The organism is Pseudomonas sp. FP1740, assembly GCF_030687165.1.
Lineage (GTDB): Bacteria > Pseudomonadota > Gammaproteobacteria > Pseudomonadales > Pseudomonadaceae > Aquipseudomonas.
The window spans coordinates 5,341,696-5,367,523 of record NZ_CP117461.1; the positions used below are offsets into that span (position 1 = coordinate 5,341,696).

At 59.1% G+C, this 25,828-nt stretch carries 25 protein-coding genes and 1 pseudogene; 3 read left to right on the forward strand and 23 right to left on the reverse strand.

Annotated features, from left to right (window positions below):
- Positions 1 to 21: 21 nt before the first annotated feature.
- The 10 genes and pseudogenes from PSH69_RS23910 to PSH69_RS23955 form a co-directional block, all read right to left on the reverse strand.
- Complete coding sequence (locus PSH69_RS23910) at positions 22 to 1,065, reverse strand: phage baseplate assembly protein (RefSeq protein ID WP_019580999.1); 1,044 nt, start codon at positions 1,063 to 1,065, stop codon at positions 22 to 24.
- Between the two features lie 3 nt (positions 1,066 to 1,068).
- Entirely contained in the window at positions 1,069 to 2,304 is a 1,236-nt protein-coding gene (locus PSH69_RS23915) for a DNA circularization protein (protein WP_305410021.1), read from the reverse strand.
- Positions 2,291 to 3,791 (reverse strand): annotated as a pseudogene (locus PSH69_RS23920) (phage tail protein). Before PSH69_RS23920 ends, PSH69_RS23915 begins: the two are co-directional and overlap by 14 nt.
- 130 nt (positions 3,792 to 3,921) lie before the next feature.
- A complete protein-coding gene (locus PSH69_RS23925; RefSeq protein ID WP_018926972.1) occupies positions 3,922 to 4,218 on the reverse strand; it encodes a phage tail assembly protein in 297 nt (98 codons plus the stop codon).
- Positions 4,215 to 4,562 carry a phage tail tube protein gene (locus tag PSH69_RS23930; protein ID WP_018926973.1) on the reverse strand — a complete coding sequence of 116 codons (348 nt, stop codon included), beginning with the start codon at positions 4,560 to 4,562 and terminating at the stop codon, positions 4,215 to 4,217. The genes PSH69_RS23925 and PSH69_RS23930 overlap by 4 nt, the downstream gene beginning before the upstream one ends.
- A 67-nt stretch (positions 4,563 to 4,629) precedes the next feature.
- Positions 4,630 to 6,126 carry a phage tail sheath subtilisin-like domain-containing protein gene (locus PSH69_RS23935; protein ID WP_305410023.1) on the reverse strand — a complete coding sequence of 499 codons (1,497 nt, stop codon included), beginning with the start codon at positions 6,124 to 6,126 and terminating at the stop codon, positions 4,630 to 4,632.
- The gene (locus PSH69_RS23940; protein WP_305410024.1) at positions 6,126 to 6,308 is read right to left on the reverse strand and encodes a DUF2635 domain-containing protein; all 183 of its coding nucleotides are present in this window, start codon (positions 6,306 to 6,308) and stop codon (positions 6,126 to 6,128) included. The genes PSH69_RS23935 and PSH69_RS23940 overlap by 1 nt, the downstream gene beginning before the upstream one ends.
- Positions 6,305 to 6,889 (reverse strand): hypothetical protein, encoded by a 585-nt coding sequence (locus PSH69_RS23945; RefSeq protein ID WP_305410025.1) that lies wholly within the window; start codon positions 6,887 to 6,889, stop codon positions 6,305 to 6,307. The genes PSH69_RS23940 and PSH69_RS23945 overlap by 4 nt, the downstream gene beginning before the upstream one ends.
- Before the next feature lie 128 nt (positions 6,890 to 7,017).
- Positions 7,018 to 7,365 (reverse strand): phage holin family protein, encoded by a 348-nt coding sequence (locus PSH69_RS23950; protein ID WP_019581003.1) that lies wholly within the window; start codon positions 7,363 to 7,365, stop codon positions 7,018 to 7,020.
- Positions 7,366 to 7,885: 520 nt separating this feature from the next.
- Positions 7,886 to 8,620, reverse strand: a complete 735-nt coding sequence (locus PSH69_RS23955; protein ID WP_026331839.1) for an XRE family transcriptional regulator — start codon at positions 8,618 to 8,620, stop codon at positions 7,886 to 7,888.
- Between the two features lie 199 nt (positions 8,621 to 8,819).
- Here PSH69_RS23955 and mutS point away from each other — a divergent pair, with 199 nt between their 5' ends.
- Together mutS and fdxA are read left to right on the forward strand one after the other, a co-directional pair.
- On the forward strand, positions 8,820 to 11,399 hold the full coding sequence (gene mutS / locus PSH69_RS23960) for a DNA mismatch repair protein MutS (protein WP_026286487.1): 2,580 nt from the start codon (positions 8,820 to 8,822) through the stop codon (positions 11,397 to 11,399).
- A 142-nt stretch (positions 11,400 to 11,541) separates the two neighbouring features.
- A complete protein-coding gene (gene fdxA, locus PSH69_RS23965) occupies positions 11,542 to 11,865 on the forward strand; it encodes a ferredoxin FdxA (protein WP_007940535.1) in 324 nt (107 codons plus the stop codon).
- Positions 11,866 to 12,350: 485 nt separating this feature from the next.
- Here fdxA and rpoS read toward each other — a convergent pair whose 3' ends face one another.
- The 8 genes from rpoS to PSH69_RS24005 form a co-directional block, all read right to left on the reverse strand.
- Positions 12,351 to 13,358: an RNA polymerase sigma factor RpoS gene (gene rpoS / locus PSH69_RS23970; RefSeq protein ID WP_007940534.1), complete on the reverse strand. Its 1,008-nt coding sequence runs from the start codon at positions 13,356 to 13,358 to the stop codon at positions 12,351 to 12,353.
- Positions 13,359 to 13,465: 107 nt separating this feature from the next.
- Positions 13,466 to 14,323 carry a peptidoglycan DD-metalloendopeptidase family protein gene (locus PSH69_RS23975; RefSeq protein WP_305410026.1) on the reverse strand — a complete coding sequence of 286 codons (858 nt, stop codon included), beginning with the start codon at positions 14,321 to 14,323 and terminating at the stop codon, positions 13,466 to 13,468.
- Between the two features lie 211 nt (positions 14,324 to 14,534).
- The gene (locus PSH69_RS23980) at positions 14,535 to 15,170 is read right to left on the reverse strand and encodes a protein-L-isoaspartate(D-aspartate) O-methyltransferase (protein WP_173861137.1); all 636 of its coding nucleotides are present in this window, start codon (positions 15,168 to 15,170) and stop codon (positions 14,535 to 14,537) included.
- 41 nt (positions 15,171 to 15,211) lie between these two features.
- Positions 15,212 to 15,961, reverse strand: a complete 750-nt coding sequence (surE, locus tag PSH69_RS23985; RefSeq protein ID WP_018926998.1) for a 5'/3'-nucleotidase SurE — start codon at positions 15,959 to 15,961, stop codon at positions 15,212 to 15,214.
- Positions 15,949 to 17,007, reverse strand: a complete 1,059-nt coding sequence (gene truD / locus PSH69_RS23990; protein ID WP_305410027.1) for a tRNA pseudouridine(13) synthase TruD — start codon at positions 17,005 to 17,007, stop codon at positions 15,949 to 15,951. Before truD ends, surE begins: the two co-directional genes overlap by 13 nt.
- Entirely contained in the window at positions 17,004 to 17,477 is a 474-nt protein-coding gene (ispF, locus tag PSH69_RS23995) for a 2-C-methyl-D-erythritol 2,4-cyclodiphosphate synthase (RefSeq protein ID WP_019581009.1), read from the reverse strand. The genes truD and ispF overlap by 4 nt, the downstream gene beginning before the upstream one ends.
- A 53-nt stretch (positions 17,478 to 17,530) precedes the next feature.
- Complete coding sequence (gene fghA / locus PSH69_RS24000; protein ID WP_305410028.1) at positions 17,531 to 18,376, reverse strand: S-formylglutathione hydrolase; 846 nt, start codon at positions 18,374 to 18,376, stop codon at positions 17,531 to 17,533.
- Between the two features lie 8 nt (positions 18,377 to 18,384).
- The gene (locus tag PSH69_RS24005) at positions 18,385 to 19,497 is read right to left on the reverse strand and encodes an S-(hydroxymethyl)glutathione dehydrogenase/class III alcohol dehydrogenase (protein WP_018927002.1); all 1,113 of its coding nucleotides are present in this window, start codon (positions 19,495 to 19,497) and stop codon (positions 18,385 to 18,387) included.
- Positions 19,498 to 19,603: 106 nt separating this feature from the next.
- Between PSH69_RS24005 and PSH69_RS24010 the strand changes: the two genes are divergently transcribed.
- Positions 19,604 to 20,500 carry a LysR substrate-binding domain-containing protein gene (locus tag PSH69_RS24010; protein ID WP_018927003.1) on the forward strand — a complete coding sequence of 299 codons (897 nt, stop codon included), beginning with the start codon at positions 19,604 to 19,606 and terminating at the stop codon, positions 20,498 to 20,500.
- A 36-nt stretch (positions 20,501 to 20,536) separates the two neighbouring features.
- On the opposite strand, the gene ispD is transcribed toward PSH69_RS24010, so the two are convergent.
- From ispD to PSH69_RS24035, 5 genes are all read right to left on the reverse strand, one after another.
- The gene (gene ispD / locus PSH69_RS24015) at positions 20,537 to 21,244 is read right to left on the reverse strand and encodes a 2-C-methyl-D-erythritol 4-phosphate cytidylyltransferase (protein WP_019581012.1); all 708 of its coding nucleotides are present in this window, start codon (positions 21,242 to 21,244) and stop codon (positions 20,537 to 20,539) included.
- Entirely contained in the window at positions 21,241 to 21,519 is a 279-nt protein-coding gene (gene ftsB, locus PSH69_RS24020) for a cell division protein FtsB (protein ID WP_305410029.1), read from the reverse strand. Before ftsB ends, ispD begins: the two co-directional genes overlap by 4 nt.
- A 170-nt stretch (positions 21,520 to 21,689) precedes the next feature.
- The gene (eno, locus tag PSH69_RS24025; protein ID WP_007940523.1) at positions 21,690 to 22,979 is read right to left on the reverse strand and encodes a phosphopyruvate hydratase; all 1,290 of its coding nucleotides are present in this window, start codon (positions 22,977 to 22,979) and stop codon (positions 21,690 to 21,692) included.
- A gap of 157 nt (positions 22,980 to 23,136) precedes the next feature.
- Complete coding sequence (gene kdsA / locus PSH69_RS24030; protein WP_015093773.1) at positions 23,137 to 23,982, reverse strand: 3-deoxy-8-phosphooctulonate synthase; 846 nt, start codon at positions 23,980 to 23,982, stop codon at positions 23,137 to 23,139.
- A 5-nt stretch (positions 23,983 to 23,987) separates the two neighbouring features.
- Positions 23,988 to 25,619, reverse strand: coding sequence for a CTP synthase (locus PSH69_RS24035; RefSeq protein ID WP_258671050.1), 1,632 nt, complete (start codon positions 25,617 to 25,619; stop codon positions 23,988 to 23,990).
- Positions 25,620 to 25,828: the final 209 nt, after the last annotated feature.

The following is a 25,828-nucleotide window of genomic DNA, read 5'->3' on the forward strand; positions in this document are numbered from 1 at the left end:
GGGCTACCTTATAAGGGGCTATCAGGTTTTCTTCGGGGGCTCGGGATTGGCATCGAAGGTATGCGGCGGTGCGACTTGCAGGGTGGTGATCGAACCTTGCGCCGACAGCGAGTAGGTCACCTTGGAAATCAGCATGTCGTCATCGAATCCCAGCACCGGATCCTTGACCCGCACCAGCGTGTTATGACGCCACAGATCGCCGTTGGATTGCCGCCAACCCTGCACCTGATAGGTGGTGGTTTTGGCCTTGCCGACGCGGGTGGCGCTTTCCCAGTTGGCCCGTTGCAAGGCGAGATCGGGATTGATCTGCATGCCTTCGTTAATCACCGTGACCCGCCGACGCTTGTAGCTCAGGTCGGCAGACACCGATTCAACCTCACTGACCGCCGCCCCGCTCTTCTTGTCCGTGCCCTTTTGCTGACCGATGACCCGGTATTCGGAAAACACCTGGCTGTAATCCATCGGCGCGTTGGCCGACAGAATATTCTTGCCCAACTCCAGCGCATCGCTGGCTCGGCCACCACTGCCAGGCCGGGCCAACACCAACCGGCCCTGGGCATCATCGGTAGAAAACACCCGGAATAACGTCAGCAAGCGGTCGATGGATTGAAACACCGTTTCCCCCGGCACGATGGTGTGACTGCTGAGCCGGGCGGTCTCGGGAATTTCACTGACCACAAAGACCTTGTAGGTGATCGCCAGCGCTTCGACGATGCTCAACAGCGATTGCTCATGCCATTGGTTCGGGCGGTTGGTCGCGGCGCAATCCACCAGGTCCTGAGTACAAGAACTGCCTTCGATGTTCAGGCTGATCTGTCGCCCGTCATAACTGATCGGCGCCTTGAACACATACCCGGTCAGCACCAGATCCTGGCCGATGCGCACTTCACAGGCGTCACCGGGCTGGATGCGCTTGTCCACGGTCTGCCCCGGCCATTGCCAGGTGATGTTGAGCTTGAAGGTGCGGAACTGACGCTCCAGATCCGCCGTGATTTCCACGCTTTTCCAGCCACCGTATTCCAGGCCGCCGACCGTCAATGTGACGCGGTTATCCATCTCGTTCATGGTTCACTTCCCGGAGACTTTCACATCGTTCGGCGCGTACCCTGGATGGGCAATCCCGTTGCGCTGAATCACTTCGGTGACCCGCGTTGCGTCGGCAAATTGCTTGTACGCTACGACCAGCGCCGGAAGGCTTTCCTGAAAAGACTTGCTGACCTGTCGTACACCCGACGAAGCCACTGCCTTGAGATGCGCAAGCAACGCCTGCTTCACATCGTCGATAGCCTGGTAATGCGCGGGACCGGCCTTGTCCAGCATCGGGTTGGTCGCGTCTACCAGCGCCTTTTGCAGCGCTTTCAAATCGTCGGTGACCGGCACTTCCTGCCGGGTGACCGGCAGGTTCGCCTGCTGCTCCAGCGATGGCGTCGACGACAGTTTCACCGGTGTCGACGCGACCGGCATCGAGGCAACCCATTGCGCCACTTTGACCAGCAGCGTGTCCTGCACCAGATCGGCCATGGCTTGCGCTGCGGCCGTGGTGTCCTTGCCGGTGGTGAGCTTTGGCGCATCGGCCTTGCGGATGGCTTCGAGCTGTTGGGACACGTCGGCAATCACGCCACGATAACCCTCCTTCCCGAAGTCCTTGAGCGATTTGATATCGCCGAGCAAGCCCTTGAATTCCGCCGCCACTTCCTTGGGCAATTCCTTGACCGCTTTGACCAGCTCGGTGATCTGCCGATATTGCTCGATCAACGGTTTGAGCTGTTCCTTGATCACGTCATACACCCCGGTCAGGCTGTTGCGCAGATTGGCGATGCCGATTCGCGCGGCCTTGATCAGGGTCATGGCCTGTTCGAAACGCGCCACCGCCGAGCCCAGCAAGGTGTCGGCCTTGGCCAGTAGCACCTTCTGCGTGCTGATCGTGGCCGTCGGAAACGGCAGTGGTTCATCGGGGTAAAACTTCAGCGCAAAGGTCACCAACCCGCCGTCCTGGAGGGTGTGGGTCATGTCGCATTCGCCGACCTTGACCTGTAGCCGCCCCAGCCATGGATGGACCAGTTCACCACTGCCCTGCTCCAGCGCCTTGAGCAGCTTGTCGCGCTGCTCCAGGCAATCGGGGCCGACGATGAACGCCGTCAGATCATGGATCTTCGCCTGTTGGCCAAGGCTCTCGAAAAACGGCAGGTCCCGCTGCGGATATTCGTGCAACTGGCCCTTTTTACCGACCGGGGTTTTCGCCTGATCGACCCAGAAACCGACACCGCGAAAGGACGCCGGCAACAAACGGTCACGCCAACTCATTGGAGGCCTCCCAGGGAAAGTGAGCGGTAGCCGATGCGCGAGTTGAGCGCCAGCCCCGGTTGATTGGTTTGCGGTTGATCGGTGCGCAGCCCGGCCGGCGCGTTTTCGAAGCGAACCGTCAGGCCGCCTTCGAGTTGCGTGCGATTGTTGGCGGCGCTTTGTTGGATCAAGGCGTTGGAGTTTTGAGTCAGAGAACCGGGCTGCAACATCGACGACTTGAGCGGCAAACTGCCGGGAGTCGCCAGCGCGTTTGAGGGCTGCTCGGAAGCGGCATTGATGAACGCCGCCGGCGCAAACTCCCCCTTGCCTTCAGCATTGGTTTTCTTTTGCACCTCGGTGAAGCTTTCGACCTTGCCGGTAATTTGGGCGATAAAACCACCAAAGCTACCGCCAAGCATCTCCTGGATGGGCGCCAGAATGGCCCGGAGCTTTTCCGCTTTTTCACTGAAAAACTGAACCACAGATGCCCATGTTTCGCTCAGTGCATCCAAGGGCGACCAAGTGAACAGCCCGCTGAGGTAGGAAAAGAACGCCTGCGCTCCAAGCTTGATCGACTCCCAGTAGCCCGAGAACATGGCAGGCACCTGATCCCAAGCCGCGGCAATGGCGTCCAGCGGCACCCAGTCGAACAGGCTGCGCAGTTTCTCCTTCACCGGCACAGTCAGTGCCACGAGCAGATCCCAGATCGCCGCAAACAAACCGACAACGGCCCCCCAGTTGTTCAGGATCATTCCGTAGGGCGTCCAGGCAAACCACGCTTTAAGGAAATCGAATCCCGCACTCACGACTGCTTTTACTTGATCAAAAATTGCCGAGAAAATGCCGCTGATCGGCGCCCAATAACCGACAACCTTTTGCCAGAGCCCGGCGAAAAACGTCGAAATCGGTTCCCAGTTGGCAATGATCAAACCAGCCGCCAGGGCGATACCCATGGCCATCAGCATGATTGGATTGGTCTTGAGCACCATGCTCATCAGATCGAACACTTGCGTCGCGCCAGTCACGGCCGTTTGCATTGCCGAAAATGCGATGGCACCTGCCGCCAGCCCTTCGACCAATTTCGGGTTGTCATCAAGCAGGCTGCCAAATCCAGCCAACAACGGTTGAAGACCTGCCGTTACGGTCGCGACAGCAGGCTGCAAGGCCGTGTTGGCCGCGATCGATACCTGCTCCATCGAGCGACTGAACACATTCATGTTTTGCGTAGCGCTTGCCGGCGCCTTCGGTAAATCAACGCCTTCGGCCGATTCGCTGACCTCGGTCAATTTGCCCTTGAACGCGTCGGACGCCTTGATCGCATCCATGAACGGCGTGATCACGCTACCGCCCTTGAACAACCCGCTGATGTCCAGTTTGCCGAGGCCAGTCTGCTCCAGATTTTTCTTGAAGCCCTCGACTTTTGCCCGAAGGGCACCGAGCTTGGGCGACAGTTCATCGATGCCCGTGAGCAGCACCGAGGTTTTCTCTTTCGTTTCTGTGTCTGCCATCACTGCACCTGCTGCATCGCATTGATCCGTTGCGCGTGCTCCAGTGATTCGCGGAGCACATCCAGTGGCCTGGCCATCATCTGTTCGGGGTCAACCTTCCAGAACCAGGCCAGGTCATAGGCGACTGCGATCAGGTCGGTGATGGCTCCGACGCCGCACTCATGAAAAAACTCGCGACCGCCCAACTCAGCGTATTGAGGTCAGCCAGATCCAGCTGGTTGACCGATGACGGCGGGATGCCGGCGCACACGGCGATGTATTTGGCCGCGACGTCCATGTCGAGGCTGACCTCTTCGCTCTTGTCGATCTTGTACGGCAACGCCTTGATCGCCCGCACTTCCTGCACCGTCGGACGGCGCAGGTTGAGCTCGGTCAAGGGCTCGCCGTGGGCTTCGATCGCAACTTGAAGCTTCACGGCGTTGCTCATTGCCAGGTCCCCTTGATGCCTTCGAATTTCAGTTCGATGGTGGCGTCATCGCCTTTGGATACCGGCTCTTCCACCAGATAGGCGCCAGCCAGTACGTAGACTTTGCCGTTGCTGAATTCGCAGGTGACGGTCATGTCGGAGCCTGCGATCAGTTGCTTGAGCGGGAAGTCTGCGGTGTGCAGCGCCGTCACTTTGAACGACGGTGCGATGTCGGTTTCCTTGTAGAAGCCCGGCACGACGGTTTCCCGTTTTACGGCCATCAATGGTGCTTCGCAGCCGCCGTTGATGGTCAATTGAGCGCCATCCACTTTGACGTAGCAGGTGCCCGCAATCAGTTGACCCATGGTGTTTCTCCCTTCAAATAAAAAGCCCACGCGCGGTGGGCCGAATTCATACAGTCAAAGGCAGCGATCAGGCTGCGTCGTCGTACTGCAGACGGAACTGGTTGAGCAGCGCGAACACGCGCAGGCCGTTGATGTAGTCCGGCGGGAACAACACGTTGACCCGGCTCGGGTCCTGGGTGTCGCGCTCGACGATCAGGTGTTCGGCGAACAGCTCGGCGTTTTCCACATGGCCTTCCAGTTCGAGCTTGGCGTACTGGGCGATCAGCTCACCGCGAATGGTGCTCGGGGTAACGATTGGCTGGCCGGCGCCGAAACGGGTGCCGTCGGAGGCCAGTTTGTGGCGACCGTATTTGCTGGTGATCACGCTTTGCAGACGACGCACGATGAACGCCGACTGGTGCATGGTTTCACTGTCCAGGTAGGAGTTGTCTGCCTGGCCGTAGGCGTTCTTCTGATAGGTGGTGATCGAACGCTGAATGCGCACGTAGCCGCCTTCGTAATACGCGGTGGCGATGCCGTAGTTGAGCAGCGACTGACGCTCGGTCAGGGTGAACCGCTCGCTCGCCGGAGCCGGGTCGAGACCTGGCAGGCTGCCGCTTTGGGTCGGACGGCTGGCGTCGGCCGAGATGAACACCGAAGTGCGCGCGGCCAATGCAGCAGCTTGCACCCAGAACGGTTGCGGTACGCCCGGTTCCAGCGCCTGGATGGTCATGTGCTGGTCGTTACGCGCTTGCCCCGCCGCCACCAGAGTGCCGACGGTGCCGCGTTTGGCGCTGTAGACGTGACCGAACAATTGCTTGGCCCAGGACCAACGACCGGTGCTGTCATCCATCACCGCTTGCCAGGTGTTGAGCGTAGACAGATCCGACCACGGCATGCAGATGAACTCGAACGGTTCATCGCCCAGCGCCGCCACGGCGGCCACCTGATCCGGTACACCGGCGCCGCCGGTCATGGCGGTGATCGCCGAGGTCAGGCCAGCCGGGGTTTCTTCGCCGTTGCTCTTGCCCAGTCGATTGAATTGCAGGCTGATGTCGTTGCCGCTGTCGCCAGTCCATTTGGCGCTCAGGGTGACCACGCCTTCGACCGCCGCCGCAGTGACTGGCAGATCGGCGCTGGCGTTGATTTTCAGGGCCAGGGCGGTGGCCGCTTGCGCCGCGGTGACACCGTTGACGATGGCCGCCTGAACACGAACGCCGCCGACGTACAGGTTGAGCATGCCGCTTTGGGTCGCCGCACCGGTCAGGGTCAGCACGCCTTTGGCAATGCTGCCTTCAGTGTTGTGCAGCGGCAGGCACCAGATCTCGCCGATCGGGTCAGTCTTGCGCCAGGTTTCATACATCGAGGCGAGCATCGAGCCCTGGCCGCCAATACTTTTGGCCAGCGCCACGCTGGACACCAACACCAGTTTGCCGACATCGGCCGGCGCGATGTTGTCGTTGACCTGAGCGACGATCAGGCGGCGCATGGCCGACGACGCGCTATTGGCGGCCGAGTTGTCCATTTCGGCATAGAACAGCGGAACACGAATGTCCGCGGGGATGTTGCTGAATCCGATCGCCATTATTTGGCTCCCTGTGGTTTCGCCGCTTTCACGGCTTTGGTAGTGATATCGCCATCGGCCAGACGTCGACGCCACCAGGCGTTGTCCGACACTTCACGGCCCTCGAGGGGCAACAGATCGCCCGCTTCCGGGTCCGGCACGACACGGCCCGGGGCCGGCAGCACGGTGATGCGTTTGCTCATGGGGTTACGTCTCCAGAGAAAGTCAGTTCCAGGCGCCCGTCGGGGCCTGGGCGTTGCAGATTGGGGTCGGCCGGGTCGATCGCATCGACCCGCACGGTGACCCCGGTAAAGGACGACAAGCCGTCCAGTTCACGCTCGTGCCAGCTCTGCGCCGGTTGCCCCGGCAAATTGCGGCCGAGCTGGAATTCGGTGAAAAAGCGCAGGCGATAGAGCACGCGGCTGCTGTTGATGGAAACCAGTTCGCCGCCGTCGTAGGCAGTGGCGCTGTAGTCGCTGCCGGGCTTGAACCCCACCAGCGCGCGCCACAGTTCGGCGCGCAGGTCGTGCAGTTGATCCAGCGCTGCAACGGCGTCCGTGGTGTCGAGCACCAGGGTGACTTCGAAGCGGTCGCGGATCGGTTGCAGCATCAGGTTTTGCGCCACGCTTTTGCTCGCCACATCGGCGATGGGAACGACGTAGGCGCAAGGCGTGGCGAGCGGGTTGTTGGCTTGCAGGGTGGCGAGGTCGATGCCCGCGGCCACACGATTGGCCAGGGTCGGGCATTGCGCACGCAGCTGCGTGATCAGGGCTGTGATCTTCATGGTTCCTCACCGGGCAATAAAAAACCCGCCGCGGCGGGTTTGAGTGAACGGTACTGGCCGTGGTAAACCCGCATCCTTGCGGGTCAGTGCGGTATGCACTGTGGATAACGCTCCTTAAGATTGAGGGCTCAATGATCCTGAGACGGATCGCGCGGTGGCACTTCACAAACGCCAATCCGCTTGGCGGCCCAACGTTCGTAAAGTCCGATGGCCACGTCCGCCCCGGCCATCGCCGTCAGGCAGCCAAAGGCGCCGGCGGCCCAGATCGACAGGCCCGCCGCGTACAACAGCATGATCGCCGAGACGCCGCAGATCATGCAGGCCCCGGACCGCAGGGCCAGGCGCCGCAGCAGTGACCAGCCACGGGCGCCCTCCTTGTCGGCGCGCCACATTTCGCCAGACACCCCGCCCGCTACCGCGAGGAGGATGACGAGCCAGATCGGCATGTCCAGCAACGCTTGTTGCTCGTTTGTCATGTCACGCCTCCTGGTGTGATTGATGAGTGATGTGTGTTGGATTCAATCGATGTCTCTTGAGGTAGGCATTCCAAAAAGCCCGGAGCATTCCGGGCTTTTCAGTAATGCGCTCCTTCGCCTTCCTTTAATCCTGTGTCAAAAAGGAAGCTGACTTTTCGGCGCTACTGGCGCGGTACGAGTCCATTCAAATTGTTTTTCCGACCGCGGTCCCTGCCCGCCGGATAACTGCTTCTGGTGCTTTACGCTGCACACCCGGGTCAGTTGCCAACCCTCTGAACCGTTGAGGCCGGTTCATCGCTGCCTTTGTGGTGGAACTAAAGAGCTTCGTTTCGAGCCGCTTTGTTGAGCGGCTTGAGACAAAGAATATGCATGGATGCATATACAGTCAATGCATAAATGCATTTATTTATGCGTCAGAAATGCACAGGCGCATGAAAGCCCCACAGACAAAGGCGTTGGCGGTTTCCGGCAGGCGAAAAAAAACCCGTCGGGCGACGGGTTTTATCTGACAGCGGTGAGGTTAGCGGGCGTACATGCCCCACCAGAAGACGTGACCAAGGATGACGATTTGCTCTTCCTGGATTTCCTGGAAGCTGTAGTCCTCGTCCGGATGCTCATCGCGATTGAAGCTGCGCAGGCGAATCCCGGTCGGCAGGCGATAAAGCTGTTTCACCCGCAACTGGCCGTTGTGGTTGATGGCGTACAGGTCGCCGTCGATGATGTCGCCAATCCCGCATTTACCGGCATTCACCCCCACCGTGGCGCCGTCGCGCAGTACCGGCAACATGCTGTTGCCACGCACGGTCACACATTTGGCCTGGTCAAACTGCACACCGTTGTGGCGCAAGCTGCGCTTGCCGAAGCGCAGGCTAGAGCGCTCGCTCTCTTCGATGACGAATCTTCCTGATCCAGCAGCCAATTCAACCTCGCGAAGAAAGGGGACCGACACCTCGTCGTCATCGACAGGCGTATCGTCGTCCCACAGGCTTATGTCCTTGAGTTCCGAATGCAATTGATCGCGCCCGGCGCTGGCGGCCGGCGCGACATCCGCGCGGCCCCGCAATTGATCGGTGCTCACAGCAAAGTATTCGGCAATCTTCGAGATATGTTTATCCGAAGGATCGACGATTTTCCCGCTGAGGATGCGCGAGAGAGTGGATTGAGGCACGCCGGTGCGACGGTGAAGCTCCGTGGGGGAGATCCCGTGCTGATCGAGCAGCGCTCTTAAGACGGTAGAAACATTGCGTTTTTGCATAACGCGCATAGTGCTTGATCTTTTTTCGGAAGACAAATGCCAAATTGCATAATTTGTGCATAGCCCCACGAAAAATAGCCTTGAGGCTTTCATGCCTGCGTAGGGCGGACCGCCCATGGTAACCTTGCGCCCATCGCGGAAAAGCCGGGCCGATGCCCCTCCTTTGCCCCACACCTTTCAACGAATTTGCCTATATCCGATGAATAAAGCCGTCTCCGATCTGTCCTCCCACACGCCAATGATGCAGCAATACTGGCGCCTGAAGAACCAGCACCCCGACCAGCTGATGTTCTATCGCATGGGCGACTTCTACGAGATCTTCTATGAAGACGCGAAGAAGGCCGCCAAGTTGCTGGACATCACCCTGACGGCTCGCGGGCAATCGGCGGGTCAGGCGATTCCGATGTGTGGGATTCCTTACCACGCTGCGGAAGGTTACCTCGCGAAACTGGTGAAGCTTGGCGAATCGGTGGTGATCTGCGAGCAGGTCGGCGACCCGGCCACCAGCAAAGGCCCGGTGGATCGTCAGGTGGTGCGCATCATCACGCCCGGCACGGTCAGCGATGAAGCGCTGCTGGATGAGCGTCGGGACAACCTGATCGCTGCGGTGCTGGGTGACGAGCGTCTGTTCGGCCTGGCGGTGCTGGACATCACCAGCGGCAACTTCACCGTGCTGGAGATCAAAGGCTGGGAAAACCTGCTGGCAGAGCTGGAGCGGGTCAATCCGGTAGAGCTGATGATCCCGGACGACTGGCCGAAGGACCTGCCGGCGGAGAAACGTCGCGGGGTTCGTCGCCGTGCGCCGTGGGATTTCGAGCGCGACTCGGCGTTGAAAAGTCTTTGCCAGCAGTTTTCCACCCAGGACCTGAAAGGTTTCGGTTGCGAGAACCTGACCCTGGCCATCGGCGCTGCTGGCTGCCTGCTCAGCTACGCCAAGGAAACCCAGCGCACCGCCCTGCCGCACTTGCGCAGCCTGCGTCATGAACGCCTGGACGACACCGTGGTGCTGGACGGCGCGAGCCGGCGCAACCTGGAACTGGACACCAACCTGGCCGGCGGCCGCGACAACACCTTGCAATCGGTGGTCGACCGCTGCCAGACCGCCATGGGCAGCCGTTTGCTGACCCGCTGGCTGAACCGTCCGCTGCGGGATTTGACCGTATTGCTGGCGCGCCAGACGTCGATCACCTGCCTGCTGGACCGTTATCGTTTCGAGAAATTGCAGCCGCAGCTCAAGGAAATCGGCGACATCGAGCGGATTCTGGCGCGGATCGGCCTGCGCAATGCCCGTCCTCGTGACCTGGCGCGCCTGCGCGATGCCCTCGGCGCACTGCCAGAGTTGCAGGTGGCGATGGCCGAGCTTGAAGCTCCGCACATCATGCAATTGGCGACGACCACCAGCACCTATCCGGAACTCGCGGCGCTGCTGGAAAAAGCCATCATCGACAACCCGCCAGCGGTGATCCGTGACGGCGGCGTGTTGAAAACCGGTTACGACAGCGAACTCGACGAGCTGCAATCGCTCAGCGAAAACGCCGGGCAGTTCCTGATCGATCTGGAAGCCCGGGAGAAGGCCCGCACCGGCCTGGCCAACCTGAAAGTCGGTTACAACCGCATTCACGGCTACTTCATTGAGTTGCCGAGCAAGCAGGCCGAGTCGGCACCGGCGGACTATATCCGTCGCCAGACCCTCAAGGGTGCCGAGCGCTTCATCACCCCGGAACTGAAAGCGTTCGAAGACAAGGCGCTGTCAGCCAAGAGCCGCGCCCTGGCGCGCGAGAAGATGCTCTACGAAGCACTGCTCGAAGACCTGATCGCCCAGTTGCCACCCTTGCAGGACACCGCTGCCGCACTGGCCGAACTGGACGTTCTGAGCAACCTCGCCGAGCGCGCACTGAATCTGGACCTGAACTGCCCGCGCTTCGTCAGCGAGCCATGCATGCGCATCAGCCAGGGTCGTCACCCGGTGGTCGAGCAAGTACTCACCACACCGTTCGTGGCCAACGACCTGAGCCTCGATGACAGCACCCGCATGCTGGTGATCACCGGTCCGAACATGGGCGGTAAATCCACCTACATGCGCCAGACCGCGTTGATCGTGCTGCTGGCGCACATCGGTAGCTTCGTGCCGGCGGCCAGTTGCGAATTGTCCCTGGTCGACCGGATCTTCACCCGGATCGGTTCCAGCGACGACCTGGCGGGCGGGCGTTCGACCTTCATGGTCGAAATGAGCGAAACCGCGAACATCCTGCACAACGCCACCGAGCGCAGCCTGGTGCTGATGGACGAAGTCGGTCGCGGCACCAGCACCTTCGACGGCCTGTCCCTGGCGTGGGCCGCGGCCGAACGTCTGGCGCAACTGCGGGCCTATACACTGTTCGCCACTCACTATTTCGAGCTGACGGTGCTGCCGGAAGCCCAACCGCTAGTAGCCAACGTGCACCTCAATGCCACCGAGCACAACGAACGCATCGTGTTCCTGCACCACGTGCTGCCTGGGCCTGCCAGCCAGAGCTATGGCCTGGCGGTTGCACAGTTGGCCGGGGTGCCTAGCGAAGTGATCGTGCGTGCCCGTGAACACTTGAGCCGGCTGGAATCCACGGCGCTGCCCCATGAAGTGCCGACGCCGGCCAAAGGCAAATCCGTTGCGCCGCAGCAGAGCGACATGTTCGCCAGCCTGCCGCATCCGGTGCTGGATGAACTGGCCAAACTTGATCTGGATGACCTGACACCGCGCAGGGCTTTGGAAATGCTCTATACATTAAAGACACGGATCTAACGCACTTGCCTGCAAGCTGTTAGAATCTCGCGCGGTTTGGGATGCTGCAGGCTCATAGCCTGGCCTGCAGACTATCGCTCCCGAACCTGGCGACCCCGTCCTGAAGGGGCTCCGCTGCCGCCGCCTGAGGAGAAAATTAGAAATGACCTTCGTCGTCACCGACAACTGCATCAAGTGCAAGTACACCGACTGCGTAGAAGTCTGTCCGGTGGACTGCTTTTACGAAGGCCCGAACTTCCTGGTGATTCACCCGGATGAGTGCATCGACTGCGCACTGTGCGAACCAGAATGCCCTGCCGTGGCCATCTTCTCTGAAGATGAAGTTCCCGCCGGTATGGAAAACTTCATTCAGCTGAACATGGAATTGGCCGAGGTATGGCCAAACATCACTGAACGGAAAGATCCATTGCCCGATTCCGCTGAATGGGATGGCAAGCCAGGCAAGATCGAACACCTCGAACGCTGATTTCCCTCGCGTTCCCGAAAAGGCCCCTTGCGGGCCTTTTTGCTTTTCTGCAGGCAAAAAAAGGGGCGGTTTGACCCGCCCACATTTTTTCCCTATTCCATGTATTCCTTTTCATCGTCCTGATGAATCGCATCCTGCGATGTCCGTTCCCCTCTTCCTTGAAGGGCGTGTCTATCCGTCGACACAGTTCAAATACTAGAGGATTCCCCACCAAGAGCAATCGGCCTCCATGGCTGAAATCATCTGTAATATGCTGTTAACTTAATAAAATAAGCATATAAATCAATAACTTATAATTACAGCATTCTTCGAATAGACAACTACCAGGGTGTAAAAATAATGAACACTTACGAAAGAGTAAGCAAAGACTTACACCGCAAGACTACAAACCTGAGGTGGCGCCAATACCAACGCAGCTCTCATCTTCCCGACAGCAAAAAGCCCCGAACCAGTCGGGGCTTTTGGTTGCCGGTTGAGCGAATGGCTTATTGGAACAGCGACTCACTCGACAGGCCGTTTTTCTCGAGAATCTCCCGAAGACGCTTGAGGCCTTCAACCTGGATTTGCCTGACCCGCTCCCGGGTAAGGCCGATTTCCAGGCCAACATCTTCAAGCGTACTGCTCTCGTGACCTCGCAAGCCGAAGCGGCGTACGACCACCTCGCGTTGCTTGTCGGTCAGCTCCGAAAGCCATTGATCGATGCTCTGCGACAGGTCGTCATCCTGCAACAGCTCACATGGATCGGTCGGGCGGTCGTCGGTCAGGGTGTCCAGCAGGGTTTTATCCGAATCTGGACCCAGCGAGACGTCGACCGAAGAAACCCGCTCGTTCAGGCCAAGCATGCGCTTGACCTCGCCTACCGGTTTCTCCAGCAGGTTGGCAATTTCTTCGGGTGAGGGTTCATGGTCGAGCTTTTGAGTCAGCTCCCGTGCAGCCCGCAAGTACACGTTGAGCTCTTTGACCACATGAATAGGTAGCCGGATGGTCCGGGTCTGATTCATGATCGCGCGTTCGATGGTCTGACGAATCCACCAGGTGGCGTAGGTCGAAAAGCGGAAGCCGCGTTCTGGATCGAACTTTTCCACTGCCCGGATCAGGCCGAGGTTACCCTCTTCGATCAGGTCCAGCAGCGACAGCCCACGATTGACGTAACGCCGGGCGATTTTCACCACCAGCCGCAGGTTGCTTTCAATCATGCGCTTGCGTCCGGCCGGATCACCACTTTGCGACAGGCGTGCAAAATGAACTTCTTCTTCCGGGGAGAGCAATGGGGAAAAGCCGATTTCGTTGAGGTACAGCTGCGTGGCATCGAGTGCCCGGGTGTAGTCGATGTACTTGTGTTGCTTTAACGAAGCGGAGTGTCTGGATTTGGCACGAACGGAAGGTGGTGCATCCCCTTCATCATTCGACATCGAATCCATAGCGATGCCGGTCTCCATAAGGAGAACCTCATCGTCGATGTCAAACTCCGGCACTTCTTTACTGAGAGCCATTGTTATAGTCCTTTGGTGAGTTCGACCTCAAGCTCAAGCGGCGCCTTGATCCCTGGCAACGCTGGAGCCTGTTCCCTCTACGTGACGGAACAGGCTTGGCTAACAAATCAACGACGTGGCAGGAACTGCAGCGGATCTACAGGTTTACCTTGTCGGCGAATCTCAAAATGCAGTTTCACCCGGTCTGTACCCGTTGACCCCATTTCGGCAATTGTCTGTCCGACTTTGACCTGCTGCCCCTCCCGAACCAACAGCCTGCGGTTGTGACCGTAGGCACTGACGTAGGTATCGCTGTGTTTGATGATGACTAATTCGCCGTAGCCCCTTAAGCCACTCCCGGCGTATACCACCGTCCCATCAGACGCAGCTAAAACAGGCTGTCCCAAATCTCCGGCGATATCAATTCCTTTATTCAAACTACCGTTTGAAGAGAATTTTCCAATCAGAATGCCATTAGAAGGCCACCCCCAGCCCGTCGGGGCCGGACCGGCAGGAGGCAGTGGAGCGGGTGCCGGTTTGCTGGCGACGGACGGTGCGAGCACCGTTGTGCTGGTCGTTGTGCCATTTGCCTGACGCCGAATTACCGTGGTTTTGCTCGACGACGAAGGCGAGGAACTGGACGAACTCACCACCGCCGCCGGTGTTGAATCGTTGCGACCGTCGAAGCGAATCGTCTGACCCGGATGGATCGTGTAAGGCGTAGGAATATTGTTCCTTGCCGCGAGGGCTTTGTAGTCCCAGCCGTAGCGAAAGGCGATGGAAAACAACGTGTCCTTGGGTCGAACAACGTACTGGCCGGTGGTTACGGCCGGACGCTGGGCGACCGCATTGTTGCGATCGACAACTCCCACATTACTCGATTTGGTGCTGGAGCAACCGACCAGCAAGGTACTCAAGACAAGACCAGTCACCAGACGCTGAAAGCTCGTTATACCCATTCGCTGCGCAACGACTGTGAGACTCACCCGCCGCTCCCTTTGTGGTGGCTGAAAATATGAATTGCCGTGTTTCGGCACGAAATGTCGCAAGTATAACGGGCCGAACAGGCTTTACCTTTAATGAAGCGGATTCGCTTCACGCACACGTTTGCTGCCTGACGATGAATTCTGTTTAACCCATCGATGCCGCTGTAAGACCCGGGCAATCGAAGAGAATTCAGCGCGCTGAAACAAATGCTCAGGCCAGCGGCCCGTTGAGTAGTGGCACAAAGCGCACTGCCCCCAGAACACGCCTGGAAAAGCCCTGTTCTTCACGGATGATCAGCATCAATTGTTGAACTTCACCAGAGCCGACCGGAATCACCAATCGCCCGCCCGGTGCCAATTGATCGAGCAGCGCCTGAGGCACGTCGGTGGCTACGGCGGTCACAATGATGCCGTTGTACGGCGCCAGCGCCGGCCAGCCTTCCCAGCCATCGCCCCAGCGAAATACCACATTGCGCAGGTTCAGCTCCACCAGGCGCTCCTTGGCTCGATCTTGCAGAACCTTGATGCGTTCGACGGAAAAAACCCGCTCGACCAGTTGCGACAGCACCGCTGTCTGGTAACCCGAACCAGTACCGATTTCCAGCACCTTGTCCAACGGGCCGGCTTCCAGCAGCAGCTCGCTCATGCGCGCCACCATATAAGGCTGGGAGATGGTCTGGTTATGGCCAATCGGTAGCGCCGTATCTTCATAAGCGCGGTGGGCCAGCGCCTCATCGACGAACAGGTGACGTGGTGTGCGGCGGATGACTTCCAGCACCTTGGCGTTGGACACCCCTTCTTCATAGAGGCGCTGAATCAGACGCTCACGAGTCCGCTGGGAGGTCATCCCGATGCCGCGGTGCAGAATATCGTCTTGTTCACGAGCCATTAGCGCAGCCCCTCCAGCCAGCCATCGAGACTTCTGAAGGCATCATTAAAGGTGCGATCCAGTTGCAGTGGCGTGATTGAAACATAGCCTTGCATCACCGCATGGAAATCGGTGCCCGGGCCGCCATCTTCGGCGTCCCCCGCCGCAGCGATCCAGTAACCGGATTTACCACGCGGATCGACCACTTTTATCGGCGCAGCGGCCCGGGCGCGATGGCCCAGGCGGGTCAGCTGGATACCGCGGATATGCTCCAGCGGCAAGTTGGGAATGTTCACGTTCAGTACCGTGCGCGGTGGCAGATCGAGGTCCGCGTGGGCCTCTACCAGTTTGCGCGCAAAATAGGCCGCCGTGGGAAGGTTCTCCACTTGCCGTGAGACAAACGAAAAGGCAAACGAAGGACGCTCCAGGAAACGTCCCTCAAGGGCCGCCGCCACAGTACCGGAATACAGCACGTCGTCCCCCAGGTTCGCACCCAGGTTAATACCGGAAACCACCATGTCCGGTTCAAACTCCAGTAAGCCGTTAAGACCCAGGTGCACGCAATCGGTGGGCGTTCCGTTGAGGCTGATAAAGCCATTGGCCAAGGTATGCGGGTGCAACGGACGGTCGAGCGTCAGCGAGCTGCTGGCGCCGCTTTTGTCCTGGTCCGGGGCGATAACCACGCATTCGGTGTAATCCGCCAGCGCAGCATAAAGCGCGGCGAGACCGGGTGCGGTTACCCCATCGTCGTTAGAAATCAGAATACGCATGGGCTGTCCGTCTGCCCCACCGGCACCAGATCGACGAGTTCACGCACCAATACGGTGGCGAAGCATCCGGCCGGGAGGACGAATTCCAGTTGCAGAATGTCAGGCTCGGGATAATGCCACGTCAACCCGCCAATGGGCAGCCGCAGGATGCGACGTTCGTGGCTCATTCCGGCGTTAATCAACCAATCGCGCAGATCCGCTTCGCGCGCGGCGATTGCCTGCTCCAGTTCATGGACAGCCCCCGACGCCGGCGAGTCACCTTCGCCCCACTGCGGGCCGGTCGGGTGCAAGTCGAGAATCGCCAGACGCGGGTCACTGCACTCGGCTTCACCTGCCGGGAAGAAACTGCGGCTGTCAGTGAATGCCAGCAGATCGCCGACCTGAGCGCGCTGCCAGGTACCATCGGCGACACGTGCCGCCAGCACCTGATTAAACAGAAAACTACGCGCGGTGGAGAGCAGGCGCGAACGCACGTTGCGTTGTTCCGGCAGGGCCTTGCGCGCTGCCCAGGCACGGGCGTCGACGACGTTGCCGCCGTCATGCCCGAAACGCTGGGCGCCGAAATAATTGGGAATACCTTGCCTGGCGATCAGTTGCAGACGCTCTTCGATCGCTGCCTTGTTGCCAGCGAACTGGGTCAGGCGCAACGTGAAGCCGTTGGCCGAATGGGCACCGCGTTGCAGCTTGCGTCTGTGCCGACCGGTCTTGAGAATCTTCAGCGTGTCGTTTTCCGCTGCCGACAGATCCGGATCAGCCTTGCCGGGCAGTTGCACGCTGAACCACTGGCGAGTCAACGCCTGACGGTCCTTGAGGCCCGCGTAGCTGACAGTACGCAATGGCACGCCCGCGGCCTTGGCAATCCGCCGCGCCGCTTCTTCGGTATTCAGACCGCGCTTTTCCACCCAGATCCATAGGTGTTCGCCGTCGCCGCTCAGGGGAATATCGAGGACTTCATCAACCTGGAAATCTTCCGCCGTGGCTTTCAGCACCGCGCTGCCGAGAGCGTCACCATAGGCCCGTGGGCCGAGCAATTGCGCCTCGTTCATGCGCGCAGCAACAAGGCAACGGAGTGCACGGCAATACCTTCTTCGCGACCGACAAAGCCAAGCTTTTCGGTGGTGGTAGCTTTCACGTTCACTTGATCCAACTCAATTTGAAGATCCGCGGCAATCAGCGCGCGCATCGATTCGATATGCGGGGCCATTTTCGGGGCCTGGGCGACGATGGTGTTATCGACGTTGCCGACTTTCCAGCCCTTGGCGTGGATCAGTGCGACGACATGACGCAACAGCGCACGGCTGTCGGCGCCCTTGAATTGCGGGTCGGTGTCCGGAAAATGCTTGCCGATATCACCCAGCGCGGCAGCGCCGAGCAACGCATCGCTCAAGGCGTGCAGCAGGACATCACCGTCGGAATGGGCAAGCAGCCCGAAGCTGTGTGCAATCCGCACACCGCCCAGCGTGATGAAATCGCCCTCACCGAAACGGTGCACATCATAGCCGTGGCCAATACGCATAAAAAAACGCCCCGATTTTTGTCAGGGCGTGATTCTACCTGCTTTGTCGGACATTAGGCGCTTAGAGCGCGCGCGTGATGCTGCAAGTGGTCGTCGATGAAACTGGCGATGAAGAAATAGCTGTGGTCGTAGCCCGGTTGCAAGCGCAACGTCAGCGGATGACCAGCCTGTTTGGTCGCCTGTTGCAAGGCTTCAGGCTTGAGCTGGGTGGCGAGAAAATCGTCGCGATCACCCTGATCCACCAGCAGCGGCAGTTTCTCGTCGGCTTCGGCGATCAATGCACAGGCGTCCCACTCGCGCCATTTCGACCGGTCTTCACCCAAGTAGCGGGAAAAGGCTTTCTGCCCCCATGGGCAATCGATTGGATTGTTGATCGGCGAGAACGCCGACACCGATTGATAACGCCCCGGATTGCGCAAGGCGCAGACCAGCGCACCGTGGCCACCCATGGAATGGCCACTGATGCCGCGTTTGTCCGACGCCGGAAAATGCGCTTCGACCAATGCCGGCAATTCCTGCACGACGTAGTCATGCATCCGATAGTGCCGTGACCATGGTTCCTGCGTGGCATTGAGATAAAACCCGGCACCGAGACCGAAGTCCCAGGCACCATCCGGATCGCCCGGCACTTCGGGACCGCGTGGGCTGGTGTCCGGTGCGACGATAATCAGCCCCAGCTCGGCGGCCATGCGCATGGCACCGGCCTTCTGCATGAAGTTCTCGTCGGTACAGGTCAGGCCTGACAACCAGTACAACACTGGCAGTTTACCGCCCTGCTCCGCTTGCGGCGGCAGGTACACGGCAAACACCATGTCGCAACCGAGCACGTCGGAGCGGTGCCGGTAACGCTTGTGCCAGCCGCCGAAGCTTTTCTGGCAAGAAATATTTTCCAGGCTCATGAGCGACCTCAGAAATGAATGACGCTACGAATGCTTTTGCCTTCATGCATCAAGTCAAACGCCTTGTTGATATCTTCCAGGCCCATAGTGTGGGTGATGAAGGTATCCAGCGGGATCTCGCCGGTCTGGGCCATTTCGACATAGCTTGGCAACTCGGTACGGCCACGCACGCCACCGAACGCCGAACCGCGCCAGACGCGACCGGTGACCAACTGGAATGGACGGGTGGAGATTTCCTGGCCTGCGCCGGCCACACCGATGATTACCGACTCGCCCCAACCCTTGTGGCAGCACTCAAGTGCGGCACGCATCAACTGCACGTTGCCGATGCATTCGAACGAGAAGTCGACGCCACCATCGGTCATGTCGACGATCACTTCCTGGATCGGACGATCGAAGTCTTTCGGGTTTACACAGTCGGTGGCGCCCAATTGCCTGGCGATTTCGAACTTGGCCGGGTTGATGTCGATGGCGATGATCCGGCCAGCCTTGGCTTTGACCGCGCCGATCACGGCAGACAGTCCGATGCCGCCCAGACCGAAGATGGCGACGGTGTCACCCGGTTTGACCTTGGCAGTGTTGATCACTGCACCGATGCCGGTGGTGACGCCACAGCCCAGCAGGCAGACTTTTTCCAGCGGTGCTTCTTTAGGAATTTTGGCGACGGAGATTTCCGGCAGCACGGTGTACTCGGAAAACGTCGAGGTGCCCATGTAGTGGAAAATCGTTTCGCCCTTGTAGGAAAAACGCGAAGTGCCATCCGGCATCAGGCCTTTGCCCTGGGTTGCACGAATCGCCTGGCAGAGGTTGGTTTTGCCCGACAGACAGAATTTGCACTTGCCACATTCCGGGGTGTACAGCGGGATCACATGGTCACCGACGGCAACCGAAGTCACGCCCTCGCCGATCGCTTCGACCACCGCGCCACCTTCGTGGCCCAGGATCGACGGGAAGATACCTTCCGGGTCCGCACCCGAGAGGGTGTAGGCGTCGGTATGGCAGACACCGGAAGCGACGACGCGCAGCAGGACTTCGCCCGCCTTGGGCATGGCGACATCGACTTCAACGATCTCGAGGGGCTTCTTGGCCTCGAAGGCAACGGCGGCGCGCGACTTGATCATGCTGACTCTCCAGTGAATAAAAACGAGACAGGGAGTGTAATACAGCGGCATACGATGAATAATCGGGACAAAAGCAAAACATTATTGCCATGCAGGGATAATCCTGATGTCCGAAAACCGCTGGGAAGGCATCGACGAGTTCGTCGCCGTCGCCGAGTGCAACCAATTCACCGCCGCGGCTGAACGCCTTGGGGTGTCTTCCTCCCACATCAGTCGCCAAATCGTACGACTGGAAGAGCGACTGCAAACCCGCCTGCTCTATCGCAGCACCCGCCGGGTCACGCTGACCGAAGCCGGGCAAACCTTTCTGCAACATTGCCAACGGTTGCAGGACGGCCGCGAAGAAGCGTTGCGCGCTGTCGGCGACCTGACCAGCGAACCCAAGGGCATGCTGCGCATGACCTGTGCCGTGGCCTACGGCGAACGATTCATTGTGCCGCTGGTGACTCGTTTCATGGGGCTGTATCCGCAACTGCGTGTCGACATCGAACTGAGCAACCGCCCGCTCGATCTGGTGCACGAAGGGCTGGACCTGGCCATCCGCCTCGGCCGCCTGCAGGATTCAAGATTGGTCGCGACTCGTTTGGCACCACGGCGCATGTACCTGTGCGCCTCGCCGTCCTACCTGGAACGGTATGGTCGCCCACACAGTTTGTCGGAACTGAGTCGCCACAACTGCCTCATCGGCAGCTCGGATATCTGGCAACTGGAACAGAACGGGCGGGAATTTTCCCAGCGAGTACAGGGAAACTGGCGTTGCAACAGTGGGCAGGCGGTGCTGGATGCCGCGCTACAAGGGGTTGGATTGTGTCAGCTGCCGGATTACTACGTGCTGGAGCACCTGAAAAACGGCGAATTGATCTCGCTGCTGGAAGCCCACCAACCGCCGAACACAGCGGTTTGGGCGCTTTATCCACAGCAGCGGCATCTGTCACCGAAAGTACGCAAGTTAGTGGATTATTTGAAGGAAGGGTTGGCCGAACGGCCGGAATATCGGGTTTAAGAGCAAAAGATCACAGCCTGCATAGGCGGCGATCTTTTAACGGCGGTTCGCCCAGCGCTGGCGCAACCACTCAAGGTCTTCGGGGCGAGTGACTTTGATGTTGTCGGATCGACCTTCGATCAAACGGGGTGCCATACCTGCCCACTCCATCGCCGAGGCTTCATCGGTGATGACAGCATCCGCCACCAGGCTATCCGCCAACGCCCGATGCAATGCTCCAAGGCGAAACATCTGCGGTGTATAAGCCTGCCAGATCACACTGCGATCCACTGTTTCCAGCACACGCCCGTGCTTGTCGACCCGTTTGAGGGTGTCGCGCGCAGGCACCGCCAATAGGCCGCCCACCGGGTCGTCAGCCAGTTCACTGAGCAATTTATCAAGATCATCGCGCGCCAGATTCGGTCGCGCGGCATCGTGAACCAACACCCAATCCTCATCGTCAGCGCCCTGGGCATGCAGATGCAGCAAAGCGTTGAGCACTGATCCGGAACGCTCGGCGCCGCCTTCAACCCGCTGAATACGTGGATCGGCAGCACAGGCCAGATTCGGCCAGTAAGGATCGTCGATGGCAAGACTGACCACCAACCCCTTCAGGGCAGGATGATCGAGGAAACAGCCAAGGCTGTGTTCGAGAATAGTGCGCCCGCCCAGTTGCAAGTATTGCTTGGGACGGTCCGCGGCCATACGGGCACCGACGCCCGCGGCAGGAATCACGGCCCAGAAGGCCGGTAACGACTCAATCATTGGGCCAACTGGTAAAGGGTTTCACCATCCTTGACCATGCCCAACTCATGGCGAGCCCGTTCTTCAACGGTCTCCATGCCCTTTTTCAACTCACTGACTTCGGCGTCCATCACCCGATTGCGCTCCAGCAACACCTCGTTCTCGGCGTGTTGATCCGCAATCTGCTGCTTCAGCTCGGCCACTTGCGCCAGACTGCCATTACCCACCCACAGGCGATACTGCAGGCCGGCCAGCAGCAAGAGCAAGACGAGGAACAACCAATTGGGACTGCGCATCGAATATCAGGTATCCAGTGAAAAAAGACAGCCATGCCAAACTTTGAAGCTTCTGATAGCACGAAGCCTGGAAGAACCAGGCTTGTGCTCTTAAGGCATCAGATTAGTGGCAAATCCGTCGCTGTCGCGATTTTTCCGACACAATCCGGTGTCTTTTTATCGTTTACCACTCAGCCGCGGAATTCGCTACGGCCGTTGTACTTGGCTTTGCCATTCAACTGCTCTTCGATACGCAGCAGTTGGTTGTACTTGGAAACGCGGTCGGAACGGCACAGCGAACCGGTCTTGATCTGGCCAGCCGAGGTGCCCACGGCCAGGTCGGCAATGGTCGAATCTTCGGTTTCGCCGGAGCGGTGCGAGATCACGGCAGTGTAACCAGCGGCCTTGGCCATCTGGATGGCTTCCAGGGTTTCGGTCAGGGTGCCGATCTGGTTGAACTTGATCAGGATCGAGTTGGCGATCTTTTTATCGATGCCTTCTTTCAGGATCTTGGTGTTGGTCACGAACAGGTCGTCGCCTACCAGCTGAGTCTTCTCGCCGATCTTGTCGGTGAGGATTTTCCAGCCAGCCCAGTCGGACTCGTCCAGACCGTCTTCGATGGAGATGATCGGGTAACGCTCGGTCAGACCTTTCAGGTAGTCGGCGAAACCTTCAGCAGTGAACACCTGGCCTTCGCCGGACAGGTTGTACTTGCCATCTTCATAGAATTCGCTGGCCGCGCAGTCCAGGGCCAGGGTCACGTCGGTGCCCAGCTTGTAACCGGCGTTGGCCACGGCTTCGGAGATCACTTTCAAAGCGTCTTCGTTGGAAGCCAGGTTCGGCGCGAAACCACCTTCGTCACCGACCGCTGTGCTCAGGCCACGTGCCTTCAGAACGGCTTTGAGGTGATGGAAAATCTCGGTGCCCATGCGCAGACCTTCCGAGAAAGACTTGGCGCCAACCGGCTGAACCATGAATTCCTGGATGTCGACGTTGTTATCGGCGTGCTCGCCACCGTTGATGATGTTCATCATCGGAACCGGCATCGAGTAAACACCCGGGGTACCGTTCAGGTTGGCAATGTGAGCGTACAGCGGCAGGTCCTGGTCCTGTGCTGCTGCCTTGGCCGCGGCCAGGGAAACGGCGAGGATTGCGTTGGCGCCCAGGGTCGCTTTGTTTTCAGTGCCATCGAGCTTGATCATCGCGTGATCCAGCGCTTTCTGGTCGCTTGGGTCTTTGCCCAGCAACAGGTCACGGATCGGACCGTTGATGTTGGCTACGGCCTTGAGCACGCCTTTGCCCAGGTAACGGCTCTTGTCGCCATCACGCAGCTCGAGCGCTTCACGCGAGCCAGTGGAAGCACCGGATGGCGCGCAAGCGCTGCCGATGATGCCGTTATCGAGAAGCACGTCTGCTTCCACAGTGGGATTGCCACGGGAGTCGAGAACTTCACGACCTTTGATGTCGACGATTTTTGCCATTGTTGTAAACACTCCAAAGTTGACGAAAACGACGCAGCTGAAGGAAATCTTTTATCGTCGGCAAGTGACAGACAGCGGGCAGGCTTGCGGACGATAAGGCTCAAGCCCGAGGGCCTGAGCATTTAAACCGTGCGGTACTTTACCGGAGAATTGAGGTTTACGCGGTTTCTACCGTCGGAAAACTCTTCACCAGTTCGTCCAGTGCTTTGAGCTGGGCCAGGAATGGCTCCAGTTTGTCCAGACGCAGGGCGCAAGGGCCGTCGCATTTGGCGTTGTCCGGGTCCGGGTGGGCTTCGAGGAACAGCCCGGCCAGCGACTGGCTCATGCCGGCCTTGGCCAGGTCAGTGACCTGGGCACGACGACCGCCGGCGGAATCGGAGCGACCGCCGGGCATTTGCAGCGCGTGGGTCACGTCGAAGAACACCGGGTATTCAAACTGCTTCATGATGCCGAAGCCGAGCATGTCGACCACGAGATTGTTGTAGCCGAAGCTCGAACCACGCTCGCAGAGAATCAACTGATCGTTACCGGCTTCCACGCATTTGTTCAGGATGTGTTTCATTTCCTGAGGCGCGAGGAACTGGGCTTTCTTGATGTTGATCACCGCGCCGGTCTTGGCCATCGCGACCACGAGGTCGGTCTGGCGCGACAGGAAGGCCGGCAGCTGGATGATGTCGCAGACTTCAGCGACGACCGCGGCCTGATCAGGCTCGTGGACGTCGGTGATGATCGGTACGCCAAAGGCTTGCTTGATGTCCTGGAAAATCCGCATGCCCTCTTCCAGGCCAGGGCCACGGTAAGAGGTCACAGAAGAACGGTTCGCCTTGTCGAAACTGGCCTTGAACACGTAAGGGATACCGAGTTTTTCGGTGACCTTTACGTACTCTTCGCAGACCTGCATCGCCATGTCACGGCTTTCCAGCACGTTCATGCCACCGAACAGCACCATTGGCTTGTCGTTGGCAATCTCGATATCGCCTACGCGGATGATCTTCTGCGCCATCAGGATTACGCCTTCTTCTGGTGTTGAGCCAAAGCGGCTTTAACGAAACCGCTGAACAACGGGTGACCGTCGCGTGGCGTCGAGGTGAACTCTGGGTGGAACTGGCAAGCGACGAACCATGGGTGATCCGGTGCTTCAACCACTTCAACCAGCGCGCCATCACCGGAACGACCGGAGATTTTCAGGCCGGCCTCGATGATTTGCGGCAGCAGGTTGTTGTTCACTTCGTAGCGATGACGGTGACGCTCGACGATCACATCCTTGGCGTAGCAATCGTGCACCAGGGAACCTGGCTCAAGCAGGCAGTCCTGAGCGCCAAGGCGCATGGTGCCGCCCAGATCGGACGATTCGGTACGGGTTTCGACGGCGCCGGTGGCATCTTCCCACTCGGTGATCAGACCGACCACCGGGTGACCGCTGGTGCGATCGAACTCAGTGGAGTTGGCATCTTTCCAGCCCATGACGTTACGAGCGAACTCGATAACGGCCACTTGCATGCCCAGGCAGATACCCAGGTAAGGAACCTTGTTTTCGCGAGCGTATTGAACGGCAGTGATCTTGCCTTCAACACCACGCAGACCGAAGCCGCCTGGTACCAGAATCGCGTCGACGCCTTCCAGCAGAGCAGTGCCCTGATTTTCGATGTCTTCGGAATCGATGTAGCGCAGGTTGACCTTGGTGCGGTTGCTGATGCCGGCGTGACTCATTGCTTCGATCAGCGACTTGTAGGCGTCCAGCAGTTCCATGTACTTGCCGACCATGGCGATGGTGACTTCGTGTTCCGGGTTCAGCTTGGCATCAACCACCGCTTCCCACTCGGACAGATCGGCGCTGTCGCATTGCAGGCCGAAACGCTCGACGACGAAATCATCCAGGCCCTGGGAGTGCAGAATGCCCGGGATCTTGTAGATGGTGTCAGCGTCTTCCAGCGCAATCACCGCACGCTCTTCAACGTTGGTGAACTGCGCGATCTTGCGACGCGAAGAAATGTCGATCGGGTGATCGGAGCGGCACACCAGCACATCAGGCTGCAGGCCGATGGAACGCAGTTCCTTGACCGAGTGCTGGGTTGGCTTGGTTTTGGTTTCGCCGGCAGTGGCGATGTACGGCACCAGTGTCAGGTGCATCAGCATCGCGCGCTTGGCACCGACTTCGAAACGCAATTGACGGATCGCCTCGAGGAACGGTTGCGACTCGATGTCACCCACGGTGCCACCGATCTCGACCATGGCCACGTCGGCATCGCCGGCGCCCTTGATGATCCGGCGCTTGATTTCGTCGGTGATGTGCGGGATCACCTGAATGGTTGCGCCCAGGTAATCACCACGGCGCTCTTTGCGCAGGACGTGTTCGTAGACACGGCCAGTGGTGAAGTTGTTGTTCTGGGTCATGGTCGTGCGGATGAACCGCTCGTAGTGGCCCAGGTCCAGGTCGGTCTCGGCGCCGTCGTGGGTGACGAACACTTCACCGTGCTGGAACGGGCTCATGGTGCCCGGGTCAACGTTGATGTACGGGTCCAGCTTCAGCATGGTGACCTTAAGTCCCCGCGCCTCCAGGATGGCCGCCAATGAAGCCGAGGCAATGCCTTTCCCCAATGAAGAAACAACACCGCCCGTGACGAATATGTAGCGCGTCATGAAAAACCCTAGAAGTCTGCGTTAAAGCGGTCCGAGCCGCCGGGGAAAGCGAAGGAAGGCCGAAGCCCCCGACCACCTGCATTAATCACAGTGCACCTTTCAAAAAAACCGCCGCGTTGGGACAGACCGGAAGATGAAACACCGGTAGGTTGCTCGCTACACATTTTTTGGAATCGCCCAGCAAAGACTGCTTGGTAATCGGCAACTCC